This is a genomic window from Kitasatospora sp. NPDC089509 (assembly GCF_044749365.1).
Taxonomy (GTDB): Bacteria; Actinomycetota; Actinomycetes; order Streptomycetales; family Streptomycetaceae; genus Kitasatospora.
Genome location: NZ_JBIVHS010000020.1, coordinates 116180 through 138096, shown reverse-complemented (window position 1 = coordinate 138096; position 21917 = coordinate 116180). Strand labels below are relative to the sequence as shown.

Annotated in this window: 23 protein-coding genes; 14 read left to right on the top strand and 9 right to left on the bottom strand. The window is 73.5% G+C overall.

Annotated elements, in window-relative coordinates; all coding sequences use genetic code 11:
• Positions 1 to 25 precede the first annotated feature (25 nt).
• The 7 genes from ACIP4P_RS32600 (at position 26) to ACIP4P_RS32570 (ending at position 5050) form a co-directional block, all read left to right on the top strand.
• Complete coding sequence (locus tag ACIP4P_RS32600; protein ID WP_400924656.1) at positions 26 to 232, top strand: MbtH family protein; 207 nt, start codon at positions 26 to 28, stop codon at positions 230 to 232.
• A 62-nt stretch (positions 233 to 294) separates the two neighbouring features.
• The gene (locus ACIP4P_RS32595) at positions 295 to 543 is read left to right on the top strand and encodes an acyl carrier protein (RefSeq protein WP_350516130.1); all 249 of its coding nucleotides are present in this window, start codon (positions 295 to 297) and stop codon (positions 541 to 543) included.
• Complete coding sequence (locus ACIP4P_RS32590; RefSeq protein WP_400924653.1) at positions 540 to 1793, top strand: beta-ketoacyl-[acyl-carrier-protein] synthase family protein; 1254 nt, start codon at positions 540 to 542, stop codon at positions 1791 to 1793. Before ACIP4P_RS32595 ends, ACIP4P_RS32590 begins: the two co-directional genes overlap by 4 nt.
• Complete coding sequence (locus tag ACIP4P_RS32585; protein ID WP_350516128.1) at positions 1790 to 2824, top strand: beta-ketoacyl synthase N-terminal-like domain-containing protein; 1035 nt, start codon at positions 1790 to 1792, stop codon at positions 2822 to 2824. Before ACIP4P_RS32590 ends, ACIP4P_RS32585 begins: the two co-directional genes overlap by 4 nt.
• On the top strand, positions 2821 to 3561 hold the full coding sequence (gene fabG / locus ACIP4P_RS32580; protein ID WP_400924651.1) for a 3-oxoacyl-ACP reductase FabG: 741 nt from the start codon (positions 2821 to 2823) through the stop codon (positions 3559 to 3561). Before ACIP4P_RS32585 ends, fabG begins: the two co-directional genes overlap by 4 nt.
• Before the next feature lie 43 nt (positions 3562 to 3604).
• Entirely contained in the window at positions 3605 to 4714 is a 1110-nt protein-coding gene (locus ACIP4P_RS32575) for a methyltransferase (RefSeq protein WP_400924648.1), read from the top strand.
• A gap of 84 nt (positions 4715 to 4798) precedes the next feature.
• Complete coding sequence (locus ACIP4P_RS32570) at positions 4799 to 5050, top strand: acyl-CoA carboxylase epsilon subunit (RefSeq protein ID WP_400924646.1); 252 nt, start codon at positions 4799 to 4801, stop codon at positions 5048 to 5050.
• A 141-nt stretch (positions 5051 to 5191) separates the two neighbouring features.
• Here the strand turns inward: ACIP4P_RS32570 and ACIP4P_RS32565 are convergent, their stop codons facing one another.
• Positions 5192 to 7237, bottom strand: a complete 2046-nt coding sequence (locus ACIP4P_RS32565) for a serine hydrolase domain-containing protein (protein WP_400924644.1) — start codon at positions 7235 to 7237, stop codon at positions 5192 to 5194.
• A 263-nt stretch (positions 7238 to 7500) separates the two neighbouring features.
• Here ACIP4P_RS32565 and ACIP4P_RS32560 point away from each other — a divergent pair, with 263 nt between their 5' ends.
• Both ACIP4P_RS32560 and ACIP4P_RS32555 read left to right on the top strand, forming a co-directional pair.
• Positions 7501 to 8868, top strand: a complete 1368-nt coding sequence (locus ACIP4P_RS32560) for a sensor histidine kinase (protein WP_400924642.1) — start codon at positions 7501 to 7503, stop codon at positions 8866 to 8868.
• The gene (locus tag ACIP4P_RS32555; protein WP_350516122.1) at positions 8832 to 9482 is read left to right on the top strand and encodes a response regulator transcription factor; all 651 of its coding nucleotides are present in this window, start codon (positions 8832 to 8834) and stop codon (positions 9480 to 9482) included. Before ACIP4P_RS32560 ends, ACIP4P_RS32555 begins: the two co-directional genes overlap by 37 nt.
• Before the next feature lie 29 nt (positions 9483 to 9511).
• Here the strand turns inward: ACIP4P_RS32555 and ACIP4P_RS32550 are convergent, their stop codons facing one another.
• The 3 genes from ACIP4P_RS32550 to ACIP4P_RS32540 all read right to left on the bottom strand — a co-directional run bounded on the left by ACIP4P_RS32550 (position 9512) and on the right by ACIP4P_RS32540 (position 12510).
• Complete coding sequence (locus ACIP4P_RS32550; RefSeq protein WP_400924640.1) at positions 9512 to 10348, bottom strand: class I SAM-dependent methyltransferase; 837 nt, start codon at positions 10346 to 10348, stop codon at positions 9512 to 9514.
• A gap of 160 nt (positions 10349 to 10508) precedes the next feature.
• Positions 10509 to 11477, bottom strand: a complete 969-nt coding sequence (locus tag ACIP4P_RS32545) for an NAD(P)/FAD-dependent oxidoreductase (protein ID WP_400924638.1) — start codon at positions 11475 to 11477, stop codon at positions 10509 to 10511.
• Between the two features lie 64 nt (positions 11478 to 11541).
• A complete protein-coding gene (locus ACIP4P_RS32540; protein WP_400924636.1) occupies positions 11542 to 12510 on the bottom strand; it encodes a hypothetical protein in 969 nt (322 codons plus the stop codon).
• A gap of 227 nt (positions 12511 to 12737) precedes the next feature.
• On the opposite strand from ACIP4P_RS32540, the gene ACIP4P_RS32535 reads away from it, so the two are divergent.
• Positions 12738 to 13013, top strand: coding sequence for a type II toxin-antitoxin system Phd/YefM family antitoxin (locus ACIP4P_RS32535; protein ID WP_400924634.1), 276 nt, complete (start codon positions 12738 to 12740; stop codon positions 13011 to 13013).
• Entirely contained in the window at positions 13010 to 13414 is a 405-nt protein-coding gene (locus tag ACIP4P_RS32530) for a type II toxin-antitoxin system VapC family toxin (RefSeq protein ID WP_400924632.1), read from the top strand. The genes ACIP4P_RS32535 and ACIP4P_RS32530 overlap by 4 nt, the downstream gene beginning before the upstream one ends.
• Before the next feature lie 43 nt (positions 13415 to 13457).
• Here ACIP4P_RS32530 and ACIP4P_RS32525 read toward each other — a convergent pair whose 3' ends face one another.
• Positions 13458 to 14027: a GNAT family N-acetyltransferase gene (locus ACIP4P_RS32525; RefSeq protein WP_400924630.1), complete on the bottom strand. Its 570-nt coding sequence runs from the start codon at positions 14025 to 14027 to the stop codon at positions 13458 to 13460.
• 23 nt (positions 14028 to 14050) lie between these two features.
• Positions 14051 to 14941, bottom strand: a complete 891-nt coding sequence (locus tag ACIP4P_RS32520; protein WP_400924628.1) for an NAD(P)-binding domain-containing protein — start codon at positions 14939 to 14941, stop codon at positions 14051 to 14053.
• A gap of 96 nt (positions 14942 to 15037) precedes the next feature.
• Here ACIP4P_RS32520 and ACIP4P_RS32515 point away from each other — a divergent pair, with 96 nt between their 5' ends.
• Positions 15038 to 15370: a winged helix-turn-helix transcriptional regulator gene (locus ACIP4P_RS32515; RefSeq protein WP_400924626.1), complete on the top strand. Its 333-nt coding sequence runs from the start codon at positions 15038 to 15040 to the stop codon at positions 15368 to 15370.
• Between the two features lies 1 nt (position 15371).
• Here ACIP4P_RS32515 and ACIP4P_RS32510 read toward each other — a convergent pair whose 3' ends face one another.
• Positions 15372 to 15860: an LURP-one-related family protein gene (locus tag ACIP4P_RS32510; protein ID WP_350516116.1), complete on the bottom strand. Its 489-nt coding sequence runs from the start codon at positions 15858 to 15860 to the stop codon at positions 15372 to 15374.
• Between the two features lie 107 nt (positions 15861 to 15967).
• On the opposite strand from ACIP4P_RS32510, the gene ACIP4P_RS32505 reads away from it, so the two are divergent.
• Together ACIP4P_RS32505 and ACIP4P_RS32500 are read left to right on the top strand one after the other, a co-directional pair.
• Positions 15968 to 16477, top strand: a complete 510-nt coding sequence (locus ACIP4P_RS32505) for a GNAT family N-acetyltransferase (RefSeq protein ID WP_400924623.1) — start codon at positions 15968 to 15970, stop codon at positions 16475 to 16477.
• Between the two features lie 58 nt (positions 16478 to 16535).
• The gene (locus tag ACIP4P_RS32500; protein ID WP_400924621.1) at positions 16536 to 18359 is read left to right on the top strand and encodes an NHL domain-containing thioredoxin family protein; all 1824 of its coding nucleotides are present in this window, start codon (positions 16536 to 16538) and stop codon (positions 18357 to 18359) included.
• A 61-nt stretch (positions 18360 to 18420) separates the two neighbouring features.
• Here the strand turns inward: ACIP4P_RS32500 and ACIP4P_RS32495 are convergent, their stop codons facing one another.
• Both ACIP4P_RS32495 and ACIP4P_RS32490 read right to left on the bottom strand, forming a co-directional pair.
• Positions 18421 to 19722, bottom strand: a complete 1302-nt coding sequence (locus tag ACIP4P_RS32495; protein WP_400924619.1) for a M18 family aminopeptidase — start codon at positions 19720 to 19722, stop codon at positions 18421 to 18423.
• A gap of 353 nt (positions 19723 to 20075) precedes the next feature.
• A complete protein-coding gene (locus tag ACIP4P_RS32490; protein WP_350516112.1) occupies positions 20076 to 21905 on the bottom strand; it encodes an acyl-CoA dehydrogenase in 1830 nt (609 codons plus the stop codon).
• Positions 21906 to 21917: the final 12 nt, after the last annotated feature.

Here is a 21917-nt window from a genome sequence, read left to right as displayed (position 1 = left end):
AATTCAGAAAGGACCGAGAAAAACCATGAGCAACCCGTTCGACGACGAGCAGGGCACCTTCCTCGTCCTCGTCAACCACGAGAACCAGCACAGCCTCTGGCCGGCCTTCGCCGAGGTCCCGGCCGGCTGGCGGACCGTCCAGGGCCCGAGCACCCGGCAGGAGGCGCTGGACCACATCGAGCGCAGCTGGACCGACCTGCGCCCGCAGAGCCTGATCGACGCCACCGCCTGAACCCACCGCCTGAACCACCGGCACCAACCACCGCACCTTCCATCGCAGTTGAGGAGCACCCCATGAGCACCATCGCCATCGACGAGTCCAAGGTCCGCGAGATCGTCGCCGACTGCCTCGACCTCGAACTGGACGAGCTGACCCTCACCGACCACTTCATCGACCACTACGGCGCCGACTCGCTGAACGCCATCGAGGTCCTCGCCCGCCTGGAGAAGGAGTTCCACGTCACCATCCCGCAGGAGGAGCTGGGCAACATGGTCAACCTGGCCGCCGTGCTGGAGGTCCTGTCCCGGGCGACCGCGCGATGAACGCCCCGCAGCGCGCCGTGAGCGCCCCCCAGCGCGTGGTGGTGACCGGCATCGGCGTCCTGTCGAGCATCGGCAACGGGGTCGAGGAGTTCACCTCGGCCCTGCGCGAGGGCCGCTGCGGCGCCGGTCCGATCACCAGCTTCGACACCACCGGCTTCCTCCACACCTCCGGGCACGAGGTCGACGGCTTCGTCCCGGAGCGGTGGATCCACCGCCTCCCGGTCGAACAGCTCGGCCGCGCCACCCAGTTCACCGTCGCGGCGGCCCGGATGGCCGTCCAGGACGCCGGCCTCGACGAGCAGCGGCTCGCCGGGCTGCGCGCCCAGGTCACCGTCGGCACCACCGACGGCGAGGCCGGCGAACTGGACCGGATGATGGCCGCGTCCGTCGCACAGGGCCCTGAGCAGCCGGCCGACCAGCTGCTGGCCGGCCGCCTGCCGGCCCACCAGCTGGCCCTGGCCGTCGCCCGGGAGCTGCGGCTCCCCAGGGTGGTCCCGACCGTGCTCGGCACGGCCTGCGCGGCCGGCAACTACGCCATCGGCGACGGTTTCGACGCCGTCCGCACCGGCGAGGCGGACATCGCCCTGGTCGGCGGCGCGGACGCGATCTGCCGCCGCACCTTCGCCGGCTTCAGCCGACTCGGCCTGGTCTCCTCCGACGTCTGCCGTCCGTTCGACGCCGACCGCGAGGGACTGCTCACGGCCGAGGGCGCGGGGGTCCTCGTGCTGGAGACCCTGGAGTCCGCCCGCGCCCGCGGCGCCCGGATCTACGCCGAACTGCTCGGCTACGGCCTCAACTGCGACGCCCACCACCCGACCGCACCCGACCAGTCCAGCGTCGCCCGCTGCATGGAGCTGGCGCTGGCCGACGCCGGGGTGAAGGCCGACGAGGTCGACCTGGTCTCCGCCCACGGCACCGGCACCCCCACCAACGACATCACCGAGACCCGGGCGATCCGCGAGGTCTTCGGCGACACCCCGCCGCGCACCGTCGCCCTCAAGGCGATGCTCGGCCACTCCATGGGCGCGGCGAGCGCGCTCGGCGCGGCCGCCTCGGCGCTCGCGCTGGCCCACGGGTTCGTCCCGCCCACCGTCAACCACCGCACCACCGACCCCCAGTGCCAGATCGACTGCGTGCCCAACCACTCCGTCCCCGCGGACCTCCGGGTGGTGGTCAACAACGGACTGGCCTTCGGCGGCAACAACGCCTCCGTCGTCCTGGGGCGCCATGAGGAGGAGCCCAGCCGATGAGCGAGCGCACGATCCACCGGGACCGGCCGCTGATCACCGCGTGGTCCGCCGTCTCCCCCTTCGGCCTCGGCCGCGACGCGTTCGCGGCCGGGGTCGCCCGGGGCGAACCGGCCCACCTGGTCCCCGACTTCGACACCCGCAAGGTGCTCGGCAAGGCCGGCACCCGCACCTACGACCGGGCCACCGGCCTGGCCGTCACCGCCGTCCGCGAACTCCTCGACGAGGCCGCGGCGGCCCGGCAGCCGATCGCCACCGGCGGCGGCACCGCCCTCGTCCTCGGCACCACCCTCGGCAGCGCCCACAGCGCCGCCGGGTTCAGCCGGGCCTCGTTCGAGGGCGACAAGCCGTACGACGTACCGGCCCAGCTGATGCCGAACGTGCTGATGAACGGACCGGCCGCGGCCACCGCCATCCGCTTCGACCTCAAGGGCCCCAACACCACCCTGGCCGGCGGCGCCGCGGGCGGCCTGCTCGCCCTCGGCTACGCCCGCCGCCTGCTGGCGGCCGGCCGGGCCGAACGCGCCCTGGTCGGCGCGGTCGAGGAGCAGACCGAGACCCGCTCGTGGCTGGCCGGCGAGCCCGACCGGCCGATCGGCGAGGGCAGCGCCGTCCTGCTGGTGGAGACCGCCCGGACGCTGCCGCCCGAACGCCGGGTGCTGGCCGAACTGCTGTCCCTGGACGTCCGGTTGGCCGTCGACGAGGACCCGCAGGAGGCGCTCGCCGCCACCGTCCGGGACGCCCTCGCCCAGGCCGACGCCACCCCCGACCAGGTCTGGGCCGCGGCCGTCACCGGGCAGCCGGCCGAGGAACAGCTCGCCGCCCTGGTCGGCCCCGAGGCCGTCCGGCGGGTCCGCACCGCCGGGCTGCTCGGCGACACCGGCTCCGCGGGCACCGTCTTCTCCGTCACCACCGTCCTGGCCCTGGCCGAACAGGACCCCGCGGCGGCCGGCCGGCTCGCCGTGATCGCCTCGCTGGACCACCAGGGCCTGGCCGCCTGCGCCGTCCTGCGCCTCGCCGGCGGTGACCGGTGAGCGCCCCGGGCGTCGTCCTGATCAGCGGCGGCTCCCGCGGCATCGGCAAGGCGGCCGCCCTGCGCCTGGCCGTCGACGGCTACGCGGTCAGCTTCTGCTACCAGTCCGACCAGCAGGCCGCCGACCTGCTCGGCAAGGAACTCGACGCCCTCGGCGCCGCCGTCCTCGCCGAACGGGTCGACGTCACCGACGCGTCCGCCGTCCGCGCCTGGGTCACCAGGACGGAGGCGGAACTCGGCCCGGTCACCGTCGCCGTCGCCAGCGCCGGCATCACCCGCGACAAGCCCCTGCTGCTGATGGCCGACCAGGACTGGCAGGCCGTCACCGACACCAACCTGAACGGCACCGCCAACCTCTGCCGCGCGGTGGCCTTCCCGATGGTCAAGCGCCGCGGCGGCTCGATCATCACGCTCTCCTCGGTCTCCGGCGTCTACGGGAACCCCGGCCAGAGCAACTACGCCGCCTCCAAGGCCGGCATCATCGCGCTCACCCGCGCCCTGGCCAAGGAGGTCGGCCGCTACGGGGTCCGGGTCAACGCGGTGGCCCCCGGAATGATCGAGACCGACATGACCTCGGTGCTCAGCGACGGCCAACGCACCGACGCCCTCAAGCACATCCCGCTCGGCCGCTTCGGCACCGCCGAGGAGGTGGCCGAATCGGTCGCCTTCCTGGCCGGCCCGCAATCCGCCTACCTCACCGGCTCGGTCCTGCAGATCGACGGCGGCATCGTCCTGTGAACAGACACGTCAGACGCACCGTCACCACCCTCTAGGAGAACCCATGACCATCCCCGCCGTGCGCACCCACGACAACCACACCCCGCTGGTCGACACCGAGCTGCTCCCCGGCCGCGGCAGCGGCGTCAACGCCGCCCACCGGATGTACGAGCACCTCATCGGCATCTGGGCCACCGGCGTCATCGAGGCCGCCCACGACATCGGCGCCTTCACCGCGCTGATCGGCGCCCCCGCCACCGCCGGTGAGCTCTCCACCCGCCTCGGCACCGACCTGCGCGCCACCCGCGTCCTGCTGGACGGCCTGGCCGCCTACGACGTGGTCGAGCGCAACCGCGCGGCGGACGGCCAGGCCGTCTACACCCTGCCACCGGAGATGCACGACGTCTTCGCCCCCGAGGGCCTCTACAGCCTGGTCGGCAAGATCCGGCACGACCGCAACGTCGCCTGGGGCGCCTGGCGCAACCTCGCCACCAACGTCCGCACCGGCGCCCGCAACTCCGAGGGCTCCCAGCAGCTCAACCAGATCTCCGAGGAGGACTACACCTCCCTGGTCCGCGGCATCAACTTCTGGGCCCCGCCGATCACCGCCACCCTGGCCGGCTGGCTGCGCGAGCAGGGCTGGACCGACGGCACCGACCGCACCCTGCTCGACGTCGGCTGCGGCACCGGCATCTACAGCCAGCTGCTGCTCCAGGAGTTCGACGGCCTCAACGCCCGGGCCCTGGACGCCGAACGGATCATCCCGATCGCCAACGCCCAGGCCCACCGGCTCGGCGTCGCCGAGCGCTTCAGCCCCGAGGTCGTCGACTTCTGGGCCGACGACTGGGGCACCGGCGTCGACGTCGCCCTCTTCGTCAACATCTTCCACCTCCAGACCCCCGAGTCGGCCCGCGAACTCCTGCTCCGCTCCGCCAAGTCGCTCAGCCCGGACGGCGTGATCGCCATCGCCGACCACATCGTCGACGAGGACAGCACCGACGGGAACACCCAGAACCGCTTCTTCCGGCTCTTCGCCGCCTCCATGCTCGCCACCGGCGGCGGCGACGCCTTCACCGTCCACGACTACGACCACTGGCTCGCCGACGCCGGCCTGCGCCGCGTCGCCCTGCTCGACACCCCCATGCACCGCCTGCTGCTCGTGCAGCACGCCTGAGCCACCCCCCGGCACCACCCACCCCCTCGACGGCCCCGACGCCCCGCGTCGGGGCCGTCGGGGTTCCCGCACCCGGAGGCCCCGATGACCGACCAGCCCGCACCCCTCCGCACCGAGCGGCCCACCTCCGTCCGCACCGACCGGCCTGCTCTCTTCCGCACCGACCGCACGGATCTCACCCCCGAGGAGATCGCCGCCCTCACCGTCCTGCTCCTGCACAGAGCCCGGGCCGCCACCACCACCCCGGCCGCCCGGCCGCCCCGCCGCACGGTCCGCTGGCACGACGTCTCCCTCCGCCCGCCGGTGCCCACCACCTCCTGGCAGATCGTCGCCTGACCCGGCCCCGGGCGCCACCGGGGACGCCCGGACACACCGCGAGGCCCGGAGCCACCCCGGCCCCGGGCCTTCCCGTCCTTCCGTGTCCCGCCCCGTTCCCTTCGTCCCCCGTCCCCGCCGTCCCCCTCCCGTTCCGTCCCCTCACCCGATCAGATCCAGGGAGTTCGCCAAGTGCCCCGTCCCGATGAGGTCGTAGCCCCCGGCCAGCACCAGGAAGAGCAGCGCCGCCAGCGTCACGAAGGTGTAGTGCAGCCGGCCGAACACCCCCCACCAGCCGCGCACCCAGGACACCACCGCGCAGACCACCATCACCAGGGTCAGCGCCAGCGCCCCCACGAAGAGCGCCGGCACCAGCTTCAGCAGCGGCGAATCCCCCAGGAACAGCGTCTGGTTGAGCTCGTTGGAGTCCGAGGTCAGCAGCGCGAAGCACCCGGTGGCCACCACCAGCACCAGCCCGGTCAGCCACCCCAGCAGCCGCGCCACCGGCTGCCCGGCCCGCCCCTTGCCCCGGGCCGACCGCACCACCGCGGCCACCGCCCAGCCGAGCACCGTCAGCGCCAGCACCGCCAGGCTGCCGAGGGCGATCCGCTGGTGCAGCTCCGGCGCCTGGTACCAGGCCAGCGGCTGGTACGCGATGGTCGGGTCGCTGTCGGTCAGCATCGACACCACGTCCCCGTCCCCGTTCAGCTCGAAGGCCAACTGCGCGGTGCCGCCGACCTGCTGGAAGAGTCCCGGCTGGACCTGCTCCCACTGGGTCTCGTCGACGCTCGGGTCCCGGCTGATCGGACCGGTCACCACCAGCCGGGCGTCCCGGGCCTCGATGTGCACGGAGCCCATCAGCGCGGCCGCCTTGGTCAGGTTGGAGTGGCTCACCCGGGTCGACCGGTAGTCACCGGCGAACTTGCCCAGGTCCCCGCCCACCACGGCCGGGGCGGGAGCGGCGGCGGCCGGGTAGAACCGGTCCATGAAGGAGTTGAGCACCTGCTGCGTCATCCAGCCGCCGGTGCCGTTCTCGCCGTCCCCGTTCACGGTCACGTACAGCCCGACGCCGCGGGCCGGCAGCAGCGCCAGGTTGCTGTGGAAGCCGGGCACGTCCCCGTCCTTGACCAGCAGCTGCTGGCCGTTGCGGTTGCGCTGTTCGAGCAGGTAGGCCATCCCGGGGATCCGCTGGTCCGGGCCGAAGTGCCGGGCGAGCAGCAGGTCGTCGCCCTCCTGGTCCAGGATCCGCTGTCCCTGGTAGCTGCCGCCCTGCAGCTGGGCGAGCATCAGCCGGGCCATGTCGGTGACGGTGGTGACGGCGGCCGCGCCGGTCGGGGTGAGCGGCCCGTACAGTCCCTTGGTCTCGGTCTGGCCGTCGCCGTCCGGCCGGTAGCCGTGGGCGAGGTCGGCGTCGATCGCGGCCGGGTGCGGCTGGGTGAAGGTGGTGCGGTCCATGCCGAGCGGGCGCAGGACGTGCTCGGCGACGTACTGGTCGAACGGCTGGCCGGAGACCACCTCGACCAGGTAACCGGCCAGTGCGACACCGTAGTTGTCGTACGCGGCGGCCACCCCGGGGGCGCGCACCCGCTCGGGCTGGTGGGCGGCCAGCACCGCGCCCAGCGAGCCCACGTGCTGCGGGTCGGCCGAGGCCAGCCCCATGAAGGTGTCGTCGAAGCCGCCGGTGTGGGTGAGCAGGTTCTCGACGGTCACCGGCCGACCCGGGTAGCTGTCCCGGATCTTGAAGGTCGTCAGATAGCTGTTCACGTCCGTGTGCAGGTCCAACTTCCCCGCCCGGACCTGCTGGAGGACCGCGACGGCGGTGAACACCTTGGCGTCGGAGCCGGTGAAGAAGGCGGTCCGCTCCGGGTCGACCGGCTTGCGGCCCGGCACGTCGGAGACGCCGTAGCCGCCCGCGAAGACCTGCTGCCCGCCGGCCACCACGCTCACCGCCGCCCCCGGGATCTTGTGCTCGGCGAGCAGCTTCGGCACCAGCTCGTCGAACAGCTGCTTCACCGACCCGGTGTCGGGCGGCGCCGTCGAGCCTCCGGCGGTCGCCGAACTCCCCTGGGCCCCCGAGCCGGTGGCCGCATGGGCCCGGTCCGGGGTGAGGCCGTAGAGGAACAGACCGATCGCCGCCAGCACCATCACCAGTCGAACCCAACCCCGCCTGACCAGCGGCCGGTTGCTCTCGCCACGTCCCGCACTCATCATGAACTCCCCGACGCATCAGTGGATTTGCGGAAGCTCCGGCGCCCTGTGGCGCCCCGCTTCCCGACACCCAGAACACTAGGTCGGCGGGGCACCCCCGAAACATGGCCTCTGGGCGTCGATCGGGGGGTGTACCCAGGTACCACCAACAGGGGTCCAGGGCCCAGTGATCGGAGCGGCGGCGGACGGCAGTCTGGATGTCGTCAGCAAGCAACGGGTAGGGATACCGGCCGCGAGGCCGTCACGGAAGGGACCGAGCGGCCATGACCAGCAGCATCACCACGGGAGTCGTGAACAACGTGCAGAACACCGACACCACGTCCGGCCGGACCGGACGGCGGAACCCGCTCGGCGTCCTGCGGGGCGCCGTCGCCGCCCTCCTCCGCGGCCCGGCCCTGGCCGCCTTCGCGGTGCCCCAACTCGCCCTGCTCACCGCCGCGACGGTGGCCGCCGCCTTCGTCGGCCTCGGGGTCGGCGTGCTGCTGGTGCCGCCCACCGTCCTGGCCGTCCGGGCGCTGGCCGGGCTGCGCCGCGGGCTCGCCGCCCGCTGGTCCGGGGTCGAGATCAAGGACCCCTACCAGCCGCTGCCGGAGGCCGGGCCGGGCTTCAAGGGCGCCTGGCAGCGCTGCCAGGCGATGCTGGCCGACCAGGCCACCTGGCGCGACCTGCTCTGGCTGCTCGTCGACCCGGTCATCGGCCTCACGATGGCGCTGCTCCCGCTGCTGGTGGTGGCCTACGGCGTCTTCGGCCTGGTGCTGCCGCAGTTCTGGCAGTCGATCGCCGACCACGGCGGCAACACCTGGTACCTCTGGATGCACGTCACCGACTCCGGCACGGCCGGCACCGCCGCCCTGCTCGGCGTCCCGGTGATGCTGGCCGGCCTGGCGATCGCCCCCGGCGCGGTGCGCGGCCACACCGCGTTCGCCAAGGCGCTGCTCGGTCCGACCGCCCGCGCCGAGGCGCTGGCCGCCGAGCGCAAGGTCGCCCACCTCACCGAGACCCGGCGCGACGCGCTGACCAGCCAGGCCGCCGAACTGCGCCGGATCGAGCGGGACCTGCACGACGGGGCCCAGGCCCGACTGGTGGCCATGGGCATGAACCTGGGCGTCGCCGAGCGGCTGGTCGAGCGGGACCCGGAGGCCGCCAAGCAGCTGCTCGCCGAGACCCGCCAGGCCTCCGCCTCCGCCCTCAACGAGCTGCGCGACCTGGTCCGCGGCATCCACCCGCCGGTACTGGCCGACCGCGGTCTCGCCGACGCCGTCCGGGCCCTGGGCATGGACAGCCCGCTGGACGTCTCCGTCTCCGCCGACCTGCCCGGCCGCCCGGACGCCCCGGTCGAGTCCGCCCTCTACTTCGCCGTCTCCGAGGCGCTCACCAACGCCGCCAAGCACTCCGGCGCCCACCACGTCGACGTCCAACTCTGGTACGAGAACGGCACGCTGAAGGCCCAGGTCACGGACGACGGCACCGGTGGCGCCGACCCCTCCCGCGGCACCGGCCTGCGCGGCCTGGAGCGCCGGCTTGCTACCTTCGACGGAGTCCTGGCCGTCCGCAGCCCGCTCGGCGGCCCCACGACCCTGACGATGGAGCTGCCGTGCGAGTTGTACTCGCGGAGGACCTCTTCCTCCTGAGGGACGGTCTGATCCGGATGCTGCAGGCCTACGACTTCGAGGTCGTGGCCGCGGTGGACACCGGACCGGACCTCCTGCAGGCCCTCCTCACCGAACGCCCGGACGTGGCCGTCGTCGACGTACGACTGCCCCCGACGTTCACCGACGAGGGCCTGCAGGCGGCTCTGGAGGCGCGCCGGCAGATCCCCGGGCTGCCGGTGCTCGTGCTGTCCCAGTACGTCGAGCAGCTCTACGCCAAGGAGTTGCTCGCCGACGGCAGCGGCGCGATCGGCTACCTGCTGAAGGACCGGGTCTTCGACCCCGACCAGTTCGTCGAGACGGTCCACCGGGTCGCGGCCGGCGGCACCGCACTGGACCCCCAGGTGATCGCGATGCTGGTCAGCAACACCGAACGCAAGAAGCCGCTGGAGCGCCTGACCCCGCGGGAGCGCGAGGTGCTGGAACTGATGGCGGAGGGGCGGTCGAACGGGGCGATCGCCGAGCGGATGGTGATCACCGAACGGGCGGTGAAGAAGCACACCGCCAACATCTTCCTCAAGCTCGACCTGCCCCCCTCGGAGGAGGACCACCGCCGGGTGCTCGCCGTCCTGGCCTTCCTGGACGTCGCCCCCTGAGCCCCGGCTCGCCTCAGTCCCGCCGCCCCTCAGTCCCGCCGCCCCACGTGCACCGTCATCGCCGAGAGGTAGAAGGCGTCCGACCGCCGCAGGATCCCCCGCGGCTCCTGCCGGTCGATCAGCACCTCCAGCGTCGCCCGGTCCTCCTCCCCGAGGGCCTCGGCCAACTGGTCGTGCCGCCGCACCAGTCGGGTGTGCAGGTACTCCCGGAACGGCCCGGCCAGCGGCGCCGGGTGGTCGACCAGGAAGGTCCGGGTGCCACCGTCCCGCAGCCCGGCCCGCCGCAGCATGGCCGGCCAGTCCTCGATCTCCTCGGTGGTGTCCGGCAGTTCGGCCCGCATCGTGGCGAAGCCGTCCTCGTTGGCCGCGTCCACCCGGGCCTGGAAGCCGGGCCGTCCCAGCCCGAAGTCCCGGGGCAGGTACCGCGCCGGCAGCCCGCTCTCGGCGACGGCGAGCAGTCCGCCGGGCCGCAGCCGGCCGGCCAGCGCTCCGAGCGCGGCCTGCTGGTCGCCGAGGTGGTGGATGGCGTTGCCGGACCAGATCAGGTCCGCCTCCCCCAGCTTGTCGAACTCCTCGGGCAGGTCGGCCTGTTGAGTGCCCAGTCGGCCGCCCGAGCGGGCCCGGGCCCGCTCCAGCAGCGCCGCCGACTGGTCGACGGCCACCACCTCCGCCGCCGGGAACACCTCGGCGAGCAGCCCGGCGATCACCCCGGGCCCGGCCCCGACGTCGAGCACCCGGCGCACCGCGCCGTCCCCGGCGAGCCCGGCCAGCCAGCGCCCGGCCTCGGTGACGGCGTCGGCCCGCAGGTCGGCCTCCAGTTCCAGGTGCGCCGCCATGGCGTCCCAGTCGAAGTCGGCCGCCGGCACCTGCCCGTGCGCGTGCGCGTGTCCACCCCCGTGTCCGTGCCCGCCCCCGTGAACCTGCCCGTGCCCGTGAACCTGCCCGTGCCCGTGCCCGTGATCCTTGTGCGCGTCCATGACGTACCCCTTCTCCGTTCGTGTCGTGGTTCGACGAAAGCCTCGCCGCTCAGGCGGGCAGCGCGACGCCGGACGCGCGGCCCAGCGCGACCGCCCGTCCGATCTCCTCGTCCACCAGGTCGTGGTTGAGGTCGAAGGCGGCCGCCGCGCCCGTCCCGGCGGCGACCACCACCTGGGCGCGCGGGTCGGCGACGTTGCCGACCGCCCAGACGCCGGGCACGCTGGTGCGCCCGGTCCGGTCGGTGGTGACCCAGCCGTGGTCGTCCCGGGCGCAGTCCAGGCCGAACAGCAGTGCGTCCCGGGGAACCGGCTGCGGGAAGACGAACACGGCCTCGCGCGGCACCACTTCGCCGCTCGCGAGCTCGATCCCGCGCAGCCGCCCGCCGTCGGCCACCAACCGGACGATCCGTCCCTCGACCACCCGGACACCGCGCGCCGCCAGCCGCTCCCGATCGGCGCCGGTCAGTTCCAGGGTGTGCGCGAACAGCACCAGGTCCGCCGACCACTGCCGCACCAGCAGCGCCTGGTTCACCGCCCACGGGCCGGTGCCGAGCACGCCGAGCGGGCGGTCGCGGACCTCCCAGCCGTGGCAGTACGGGCAGTGCAGCACGTCCTTGCCCCAGCGCTCGGCCAGGCCGGGCAGCTCCGGCAGGTCGTCCCGCAGCCCGGTGGCCACCACCACCCGGCGGGCGTGCAGCACCGGCCCGCCCGCCAGGTGGACCGTGAAGCCGGACTCGGCGGGCCCGGCGGGCTCGATGTGCTCCACCCGGCCGTCGATCAGGTCCACCCCGTAGCGGGCGACCTCCTCCCGGCCGACCGCCAGCAGCGCGGCCGGCGGCATGCCGTCCCGGCTGAGGAAGCCCTGCATGTGGGCGGCGGGGGCGTTGCGCGGTTCCCCCGCGTCGACCACCGCGACCCGCCGCCGGGCCCGGCCCAGCACCAGGGCTGCGCTCAGTCCCGCCGCGCCGGCGCCGACCACCACCACGTCATGGCCCTCGGCCCTACCGTTCTCGTTCATCGTCGCTCACCTCCACCGCCAGGCTGCGACCGACCATCCGGTATCGGCAAGCTTTCTTGCCGCCTCAGCAAACACCTCGGCAGCCATCCCCACCCTCACCCCCTTCCCGCGTCCGCCGCCAGTACCACCGGGCCGCCACCGCCAGCGCCACCCCGTACCCCGCGAAGGCCGCCGCCCCCACCCAGGCCACCTGCAGCGCCTGCTCCGGCGTGGCCAGCTCGCCCTGCCGGATCCCGACCACCCCGAGCGTGCACAGCGCCAGGTAGCCGAGCCCGACCAGCCCGTACGGCACCAGCGTGGCCGCCCCCAGCAGCGCCGGGGTCAACGGCAGCCAGCGCGGGACGCGGCGCCCGCGCAGCGGCAGGGTCCAGCGCGGGAACACCTGCCCCCACGGCCGCACCAACCCCCACAGCAGGAACACCCCGACCGCCGCCAGCAGCACCGTCCCGTCCAGCCCCCGGCGCTCCAGCGCGAGCCACAGCCCGGAGGAGCCGTTGCGCACGTAACTCGCGTCCATCTGCTCGCCGCTGATCCCGGCGAAGCTGCCGCCGAACGCCCAGACCAGCTTCATCACCACGTACGGCAGGAACGCCAGGCTCCCGGCCCAGGCGGCGAGTTGGACGACCCCGGGGGCCGCCGCCGGAGCCGCCACCGGAGCCGGCCGACCCCGCCCCCGATCCCGACCCCGCGCGGCCCCGGCCAGCACCAGCGCCCCCGCCCCCGCCGACGCCTTCTGCACCGCGTCCGGCACGCTGTCCACGCCCTGCCCGAACAGCAGCGCCACCACGTCCATCAGCAGGCTCCAGGCCCCCACCACCGCCAGCCCGCACAGCAGCCACAACACCCGGGTCGACCACCCGGCCGGCCGCCGCACCGCCCGCCACCCCGCCCCGACCGCGGCCGCCCCCACCCCGGCGACCACCCACCCCGCCCAGCCGACGCCCCACAGCGCCGTCCCGCTCAGCGCACAACCCAGCCCGAACCCCCCGTACCCGACGCCCCACCCGGCCGCCGCCCACCCACGCTCCGTCATGCCCCCAGGCTCACCCCGACCGCCCGGCCCCGGCCTCCCCCTCCGTAGCCACCCCGCTCCCCCGCCAGGGGGATCCCGCGCCGGAAGGCCCCACCGCGCAGGTCCCACCGGGAAGGCGCCCACGGGGACGGTCCTGCCACCGCCGCGCCCCGGACTACCCCGCAGCCCGCCCCCTCCCGGATCCTGGTACCGCTACACAGTGCATTACATCGCGATACAATGGCCGCATGAAGACCATCACGCAGCGCGAACTCGCAGCGCGGTCCAAGGCCGTGCTCGACGACGTCGAGGCCGGCGAGATCTACCACATCACCCGCAACGGCACCGAGATCGCCGAGGTCCGTCCGATCGGCAGTCGCCGCCGCTTCGTCCCCGTGGAAGAACTCCAGCGAAAGTGGCGGAACGCGCCCGCCGTCGACGCGGCGGAGCTGCGTGCCGAAGCCGACGCCTTCTACGGCGACGAGGACCGGGTCGGCGGCGACGACCCCTGGGAGCAGGCGTGACCGAGCGACGCCAACGCGGCCTACTCGACACCTGCGTCGTCATCGACCTTCCGCAGATCGACCCGCAGCTCCTGCCGATCGACGCGGCCGTGTCGTCGATCGTGCTGGCCGAGCTCGCCCAAGGCGTGGCCATGGCGAAGGAGCCGGTGCAGATGCTGGCCCGAGCCCAGCGACTCGCCGACGTCGAGGCCGAGTTCGCGGCCCTGCCGTTCGACCGTGAGGCGGCTCGGCGTTTCGGCACGCTGGTCGCGCTCACGATCCAGGCCAAGCGGGACCCCCGCCCGCGCCGCATGGATCTGATGATCGCAGCCACGGCCGCCGCTCACGGCCTTCCGCTCTACACCCGGAACGGAGCCGACTTCACCGGCCTCGAACAGGGCGTCGAGATCATCCTGGTCTAGGGCGACCATCCGGCCGGGCCCGGTGGCCACCCCGGCGGCCGGGTCAGTCCCTCGGTGCCGCGAAGCAGTGGACGACGACCGTGCGGCCGGAGGCCCACCGCTGTTCGCCGCTGCCGAGCGCGGTCCAGCCGAGCCGGCGGTAGAGGGCCAGGGCGGCGGTGTCCGTCGCGAGCACGTCGAGCACCGGCTGCAGCCCGAGCGCCCGCGCGTGCGCCACGGCGCCCGCCAGCAGCCGGGCGCCGGCCTCCCGGCCGCGCGCCGCCGGGGCGACGTACAACCGGCCGATCACGGCGGTGAGTTCCGGTCTCCCCCCGGTCCGTCGGCTCCACAGTTCGGGCGCCAGTTCGCCCGGCCCGCTGCGGAGCAGCCCGACGTGGCCGGCGACCCGGCCGTCCACCTCGGCCACCCAGGCGGCCAGCAGGCCGTCCGGGGTGAGCCAGGCGGCGGGCCGGTCCGGCCATTCGGCCGGGTAGCCGTCGGTGCTGTGGACGTCGCCCAGGGCCCGTACGCAGTCGGCGAGGTCGGCGGCGCGGCGCCGGCGGACGCCCACCCCCGCCCCGGTCCCCCGTGAGCCGGACGCGACGACATTGGCGCGTTCTTCAAGGTCAGCCATGCCGGTACGTTACCGGCCGGCCCTCACCGGCGCAGCAGGTCGACCACGCCGGTCAGGTCCTCGGCGCCGTTGCCGAGCGCCAGCCGGTGCGCCATCAACCGGAAGTACGGGGACAGCAGTTCGACGCTCACCCGCTGCTCCTCCGCGGTCCGCAGCAGCGTCTCCTGCCCCGCCACCTGCATCGCCAGGTTGGAGACCACCCCCGTGGTGTAGTCCCCGCTCTCCAGCTGCCCGGCGGTCCGTTCGACCGATCCGGCCATCGCGGTGAGCCAGCCCGTCAGCAGCGGCGCCAGTTCGACGGGCGCGATGGCCTCGCCCCGCACCAGCGCGAAGGCGTGGGCGATCCCGCCGAGCATCCCGTACATCGCGCTGAGCAGCGCCACGTCGTGCAGCGCCGCCGCCCCGGCGTCCGCCCCCACGTACCGGACCCCGGCCGGCACCGCCAGCACCTCCCGGTGCTCCTCGAACAACTCCCCCGAGCCGCTGTAGAACACGTACGCCCCGGCCGCCGGAACCCCGATCATCGGCGGCACCGCCATGATCCCGCCGTCCAGGTAACGGGCACCCCGGCGCTCGGCCCAGGCGGCCCGGGCGCGGGCCTGACCGGGGGTGCCGGTGACCAGGTTGACCACGTCCTTCCCGGCCAACTCCACGCCTGCCAGAGCCTGTTCGACCGACTCGTCGTCCAGCAGGCAGACCACCACCAACCGCCCGCCCGCGACCGCCTCGGCCACCGAGGAGGCCACCGCGGCGCCCTCCCCGGCGAGCGCCGCGGCCCGCACCGCCGTCCGGTTCCAGACCGTCAGCGGATGCCCGGCCGCCAGCCAGGCCCGGCCCAGCGCGGCCCCCATCGCCCCGGCCCCGAGCAGCACCACCGGGGCCTTGCGCACACTCTCAACTGTCTTCTCTCCCATGCCGATCAGCCTCGCCCCGCCCCCGACCGTGATCAAGTACGCACTTCGGAGTGGGCGGTTACCCTGGGGTGAGCGACGAGGTCGGAAGGGGTGGGCATGGCGACCGTGCCGAGGCCGGGGGCGCACGTCTGCGGGATCGACGCCGCGATGGACGTGATCGGCGGCAAATGGAAGGTGCTCGTCCTGTGGGCCCTCGGCGAGCGCCCGCACTGCCGCTTCGGCGAGCTGCGCCGCCTGGTGCCGGGGATCACCGAGAAGGTGCTGGCCGCCCACCTGCGCGAGCTGGAGGCGGACGGCATCGTGCACCGGGAGGCCTACGAGGAGGTGCCGCCCCGGGTCGAGTACGCCCTCACCGACGCGGGGCGACGGTTGAACGCGGCCCTGGCCCCGCTGGGCGCCTGGGGCCGGGACCACGTCCTCAACGGTTGACTCAGTGCTCCTCCTGCACCAGGTGGTCGACGCAGGCCGCGACGGCGAGCAGCAGCCCGGTGTCGGCGCCGTCCGAGATCTCGACCCCGTAGGTGTCGCGGACCCGGAACCACTTGCGGGAGATCCGGGCGAGCTGGTGCCCCTGGTGGTTCTCGATCCGGTAGTCCTTGTCGATCAGGTCCCCGTGGATCCTCAGTTCGCCGCCGCCGGCCAGCTCCACCAGGTACTTGTCCCGGAACGGGGTGAACAGCTTCTCCCGGACGGTGGCCACCACCTCGCCGTCGGCGTCCTCGATCTTCATCGCGTCACGGACGGTGAGCATCTTCTCCCGCACCACCGCCACCAGGTGCCCGTGCGCGTCCTTCAGCTCGAAGGTGTGCCGCAGCCGCAGCACCTTGCCGTCCACCAGGTAGGCCTTGTGCCCCCGGTCGTCCTCGATCCAGTAGTCGTCGCCGACCGCGAACAGCTTCTCCCTGACCAGGTACCGCACCACAGCCTCCTCCGTCGTCGGACTCGAACCACCCATTCGACCCGAGCCCCCGCCCGCCGCCGGGCACCGCCGCGCCGGGCCGCCGGCCGAAGCGCTTCAATACCGCCATGCGCACCGACCCCCTCGTCCCGCTCCGCAGCGAGCGCCTCGACCTCCTCCCGCTCGGCCCCGAGCACGCCGGGGAGCTCGCCGCCGCCCTGGCCGACCCGGCCCTGCACACCTTCACCGGCGGCCGCCCGGCCACCCCCGAGGAGCAGCGCGCCCGCTGCGCCCGGCTCGCCGCCGGCTCCCCCGACCCGGCCGTGCTCTGGGGCAACTGGGTGCTCCGGCTGCGCGCCGACGGCGCCCTGGTCGGCTACGTCCAGGCCACCGTCGGCCCGTCGGAGGCCGAACTCGCCTGGGTGGTCGGCACCCCGTGGCAGGGCCGAGGCCTGGCCACCGAGGCGGCCCGCGCCCTCCTCGACCACCTCGCCGCCACCGGCACCACCACCGCCGTCGCCCACATCCACCCCGAGCACCACGCCTCCGCCCGGATCGCCCGCGCCCTCGGCCTGCGCCCCACCCCGCACCGCCAGGACGGCGAGGTCCGCTGGCAGGCCGAGCTCCCGCAGCCCTGACACCCGTTCCCCGCCCGCCCCGGAATGCCGTCCCCCACCGATGCGGTTGGATGAGGGCATGGCATCTCGTGCACGTGTACGCGCCCCCGAGCTGGTCGGGGCAGGCGGTTGGCTGAACACCGGCGGCAAGGAGCTCACCCTCGCCGACTTCCGGGGCAAGATCACCGTCCTGGACTTCTGGACCTTCTGCTGCATCAACTGTCTGCACGTCCTGGACGAGCTCCGCGAGCTGGAGGAGCGGCACCGCGACACCGTGGTGATCGTCGGGGTGCACTCGCCGAAGTTCGTGCACGAGGCCGACCACCAGGCCGTCGTCGACGCGGTCGCCCGCTACGAGGTGCACCACCCGGTGCTGGACGACCCGGAGCTGGCGACCTGGAAGCAGTACGCCGTCCGCGCCTGGCCGACGCTGGTGGTGATCGACCCCGAGGGCTACGTGGTGGCCCAGCACGCCGGTGAGGGCCACGCCCACGCGATCGCCCGCCTGGTGGCCGAGCTGGAGGCGGAGCACGCGGCCAAGGGCACCCTGCGGCGCGGCGACGGCCCGTACGTGGCGCCCGAGCCGAGCACCGACGACCTCAAGTTCCCCGGCAAGGCGCTGCGGCTGCCGAACGGCCACTTCCTGGTCGCCGACTCCGGCCACCACAGCCTGGTCGAGCTGGCCGAGGACGGCGAGACGGTGGTCCGCCGGATCGGCGACGGGCAGCGCGGCCTGGTGGACGGCACCAGCCCCCGGTTCAGCGAGCCCCAGGGCCTGGCCCTGCTCCCGGCGGGCGGCGATTACGACGTGATCGTCGCCGACACCGTGAACCACGCGCTGCGCGGCGTGCGGCTGGCCGACGGCAGCGTCACCACCCTGGCCGGCACCGGCCGCCAGTGGTGGCAGGGCTCGGCCACCGAGGGCCCGGCCCGCGAGGTGGACCTCTCCTCGCCCTGGGACGTCGCCTGGTTCGACGGCCGGGTGTGGATCGCGATGGCCGGCGTGCACCAGCTGTGGGCGTACGACCCGGCGACCGACACGGTCGGCGTCGCGGCCGGCACCACCAACGAGGGCCTGGTGGACGGCCCGGCCGCCGAGGCCTGGTTCGCCCAGCCGTCCGGCCTGGCCGTCTCCGCGGACGGCGGGACGCTCTGGGTCGCCGACTCCGAGACCTCCGCGCTGCGCTTCGTTTCACGTGAAACCGACGGCACGACCACGGTCCGGACCGCCGTCGGCACCGGCCTGTTCGACTTCGGCCACCGCGACGGCGCCGCCGAACAGGCCCTGCTCCAGCACCCGCTGGGCGTCACCGTGCTGCCGGACGGCTCGGTGGCCGTCAGCGACACCTACAACCACGCGCTGCGCCGCTTCGACCCGGCGAGCGGCGAGGTCACCACCCTGGCCACCGACCTGCGCGAGCCCTCCGGGGCGGTGCTGGTGGACGACGACATCGTGGTGGTCGAGTCGGCCCGGCACCGGCTGACCAGGCTGCGGCTGCCGGAGGAGGCGGTCCGGGTCGAGTCGGTCGCGCACCGCACCCGGCGCGCCGCCACCGAGGTCGCGCCGGGCGCCCTGCGGCTGGACGTGGTCTTCGAGGCGCCCAGCGGCCAGAAGCTGGACGAGCGCTACGGCCCGTCCACCCGGCTGCTGGTCAGCGCGACCCCGCCCGAACTGCTGCTCTCCGGCGCGGGCGCGGACAGCGACCTCTCCCGCGAGCTGGTGCTCTCCGACGCGGTCGCCGAGGGCGTGCTGCACGTCTCCGCGATGGCCGCCTCCTGCGACGACGACCCGGAGATCGAGTACCCGGCCTGCCACGTGCACCAGCAGGACTGGGGCGTGCCGGTGAAGCTGGTCGCCGACGGCGTCCGCCGCCTCCCGCTGGTCCTGGCCGGCATGGAGTAGCCCTCCGACGCGCAGGGGCCCGCCGCGATCACCGCGGCGGGCCCCTGCGCGTTCACCGTCCTCAGCCCTCCAGGAAGGCCTTGATCGCGCTCGCCAGCAGGTACGGGTCCTCCGCCCCGCACAGCTCGCGCGCCGAGTGCATGGACAGCGCCGCGATGCCGCAGTCCACCGTCTTGATGCCGAGGCGCGCCGCCGTGATCGGACCGATCGTCGTACCGCAGGGCATCGCGTTGTTGGACACGAAGCTCTGCCACGGCACGCCGGCCTTCTCGCAGGCGGCCGCGAACACCGCCCGGCCGACGCCGTCGGTCGCGTAGCGGTTGTTGACGTTCACCTTGAGGATCGGCCCGTTGTTCGGCAGCGGGTGGTGGCCCGGCTCGTGCCGCTCCGAGTAGTTCGGGTGCACGGCGTGGCCCATGTCCGAGGAGAGGCAGACGGTGCCGGCCAGCGCCCGGGCCCGGTCCTCGGTGGAGCCGCCGCGGGCGTGGATCGTCCGGTCCAGCACGTTGCCGAGCAGCGGGCTCTGCGCGCCGGTGTCGGACTCGCTGCCGGTCTCCTCGTGGTCGAAGGCGGCCAGCACCGGGATGTACGGCAGCTCGGCGCCGCCCGTGACGGCGGCGGCCAGCGCGGCCGTCGCGGCGTGCACCGAGAGCAGGTTGTCCAGTCGCGGGCCGGCCAGCAGCTCGCGGTCGCGGCCCAGGTAGGAGGCGGGCTGGACGTCGTGGGTCATCAGGTCCCAGCCGGCCACGTCCTCGGCGGCCAGCCCGGCCCGCTCGGCGACGTAGGCGATCAGCGAGCCCTCGTCCACCGGGCCGAGGCCCCAGATCGGGGTGAGGTGGCGCTGCCGGTCGAGCTTCATGCCGTCGTTGACCTGGCGGTCCAGGTGGATGGCGAGCTGGGGCACGCGCAGCAGCGGCTCGTCCAGCTGGACGAGCCGCGCGGTGCCGTCCGTCAGCGCGAGTCTGCCGGACAGGCCGAGGTCCCGGTCCAGCCAGGTGTTCAGCGGCACCCCGCCGTAGATCTCCACCGCGACCTGGCGCCACCCGGCCGAGCCGGTGTCCGGCACCGGCTTCACCCGCAGGTTGGGCGAGTCGGTGTGGGTACCGACGATCCGGAACGGCGTCTCCGGTCCGGCCCCCTCCGGCAGGTACCAGGCGATCAGCGCGCCGCCGCGGATCAGGTAGCGCCCACCGGCCGCCCCGTCCCAGGCGTCCGTCTCGGCGACCTGACGGAAGCCCGCCTTCTCCAGGCGCTCGGCGGCGCTCGCGACCGCGTGGTACGGGGACGGCGACGTGCCGAGGAACGCGATCAGGTCGTCGGTGTGCGTCCGGTCGAAGAATGCCCGGCGGGCGGCGGTCGACATACTGCTCCAGGGTCGAGGGAGGGCCGAAAGCCGGATGGGGGATCGGCTTCGCACCCTGAGCATATGCCCGTACACGGACATGGCATTCGTTGCCTCACAACGGATGCGGACCCCGGACACGTCCGTGAACCCGCACCTCACCGGCCCCCTCACCCCCTGATCCCCGGCGGTCGCACACCGTCAGCGGAACGCCTCCGAACCCCTCGCCGGCGAACGGGACTTCACCCGGAAAACCCGGGAACCTCCGCCCGGAAACCTCCGCCCGGAAACACCGGGAAACACCGAAGGGCCCGGTGGCAGCCGGGCCCTTCGGTGCGAGGGTGTCGTCAGGCGGTCAGAAGAGGTGCGGGACCTTAGAAGGCCTCCTCCGCCAGCTCCATGATCTCGTTGTCGATGCCCTCGGCGATCGCCCGCTGCGGGGCGATGGTCGGGAGGACGTTCTTGGCGAAGAAGCGGGCGGCCGCGACCTTGCCCTGGTAGAACGGCACGTCCTTCTCGGAGGCGCCGGCCTCCAGCTTGGCCAGCGCCACCGCGGCCTGACGCAGCAGCAGCCAGCCGACGACGACGTCGCCGGAGACCATCAGCAGGCGGGTGGTGTTGAGGCCCACCTTGTACATGTTCTTGACGTCCTGCTCGACCGAGGTCAGGTCGGCGATGAGCTTGCCGACGATGGCCTCCAGGTCGCCGGCGGCCTTGGCGAGCAGCTCGCGCTCGGCGGCCAGGGCGTCGCCGCCCTCGGCGGAGGCGAGGAACTTCTGGATCTGCTCGGACAGCGCGGCCAGCGCCTGGCCGCCGTCCTTGACGATCTTGCGGAAGAAGAAGTCCTGGCCCTGGATCGCCGTGGTGCCCTCGTAGAGGGTGTCGATCTTGGCGTCGCGGATGTACTGCTCGATCGGGTACTCCTGCAGGTAGCCGGAGCCACCGAAGGTCTGCAGGGACTGGGCGAGCTGCTCGTAGGACTTCTCCGAGCCGTAGCCCTTGACGATCGGCAGGAGCAGGTCGTTGAGGCGCTCGGCGGCCTCGTCGGTCTCGCCGCGCAGCTTGGCGGCGGTCATGTCGTCCTGGACCGACGCGGTGAACAGGACCAGCGCGCGCATGCCCTCGGCGTAGGCCTTCTGGGTCAGCAGCGAGCGGCGCACGTCGGGGTGGTGGGTGATGGTGACGCGCGGGGCGGTCTTGTCCAGGAACTGCGAGATGTCGGCGCCCTGCACGCGCTCCTTGGCGTACTCCAGGGCGTTCAGGTAACCGGTGGAGAGGGTGGCGATGGCCTTCGTGCCGACCATCATCCGGGCGAACTCGATGATCTTGAACATCTGGCGGATGCCGTCGACCTTCTCGCCGAGCAGCCAGCCCTTGGCCGGGTGCTTGGCACCGAAGGTCATCTCGCAGGTGTTCGAGGCCTTGAGGCCCATCTTGTGCTCGACGTTGGTGGCGTAGGCGCCGTTGCGCTCGCCGAGCTCGCCGGTCTCCCAGTCGAAGTCGTACTTGGGGACGATGAACAGACCGAGGCCCTTGGTGCCCGGCTTACCGCCCTCGGGGCGGGCCAGCACCATGTGGATGATGTTCTCGGACATGTCGTGCTCGCCCGAGGTGATGAAGCGCTTGACGCCCTCGATGTGCCAGGAGCCGTCCTCCTGCTTGATCGCCTTGGTGCGGCCGGCGCCCACGTCGGAGCCCGCGTCGGGCTCGGTGAGGACCATGGTGGAGCCCCACAGGCGGTCGGTCATCCGCTTGGCGACCTCCAGCTGCTCCTCGGTGCCCTCGTCCGCGATGACGCCGGCGAAGGCCGGGCCGGAGGAGTACATCCAGATGGCCGGGTTGGAGCCCAGGATCTGCTCGGCGAAGGCCCAGATCAGCGAGTTCGGGGTGACCTGGCCGCCGATCGACTCCGGGATGCCCAGGCGCCACCACTCGGCGTCCATGAAGGTCTGGTAGCTCTTCTTGAACGCGGCCGGGATCGGCGCGGTGTTGGTCTCCGGGTCGAAGACCGGCGGGTTGCGGTCGGTGTCGGTGAAGGACGCGGCGAGGTCGTTCTCGGCGAGCCGGGCGATCTCGCTGAGGATGTTCTTCGCGGTTTCCACGTCCATGTCCGCGTACGGGCCGGTACCGTACACCTGGTCGCGACCGAACACCTCGAAGAGGTTGAACTCCACGTCCCGCAGGTTGGACTTGTAGTGACCCATGGCCGTTTTCTC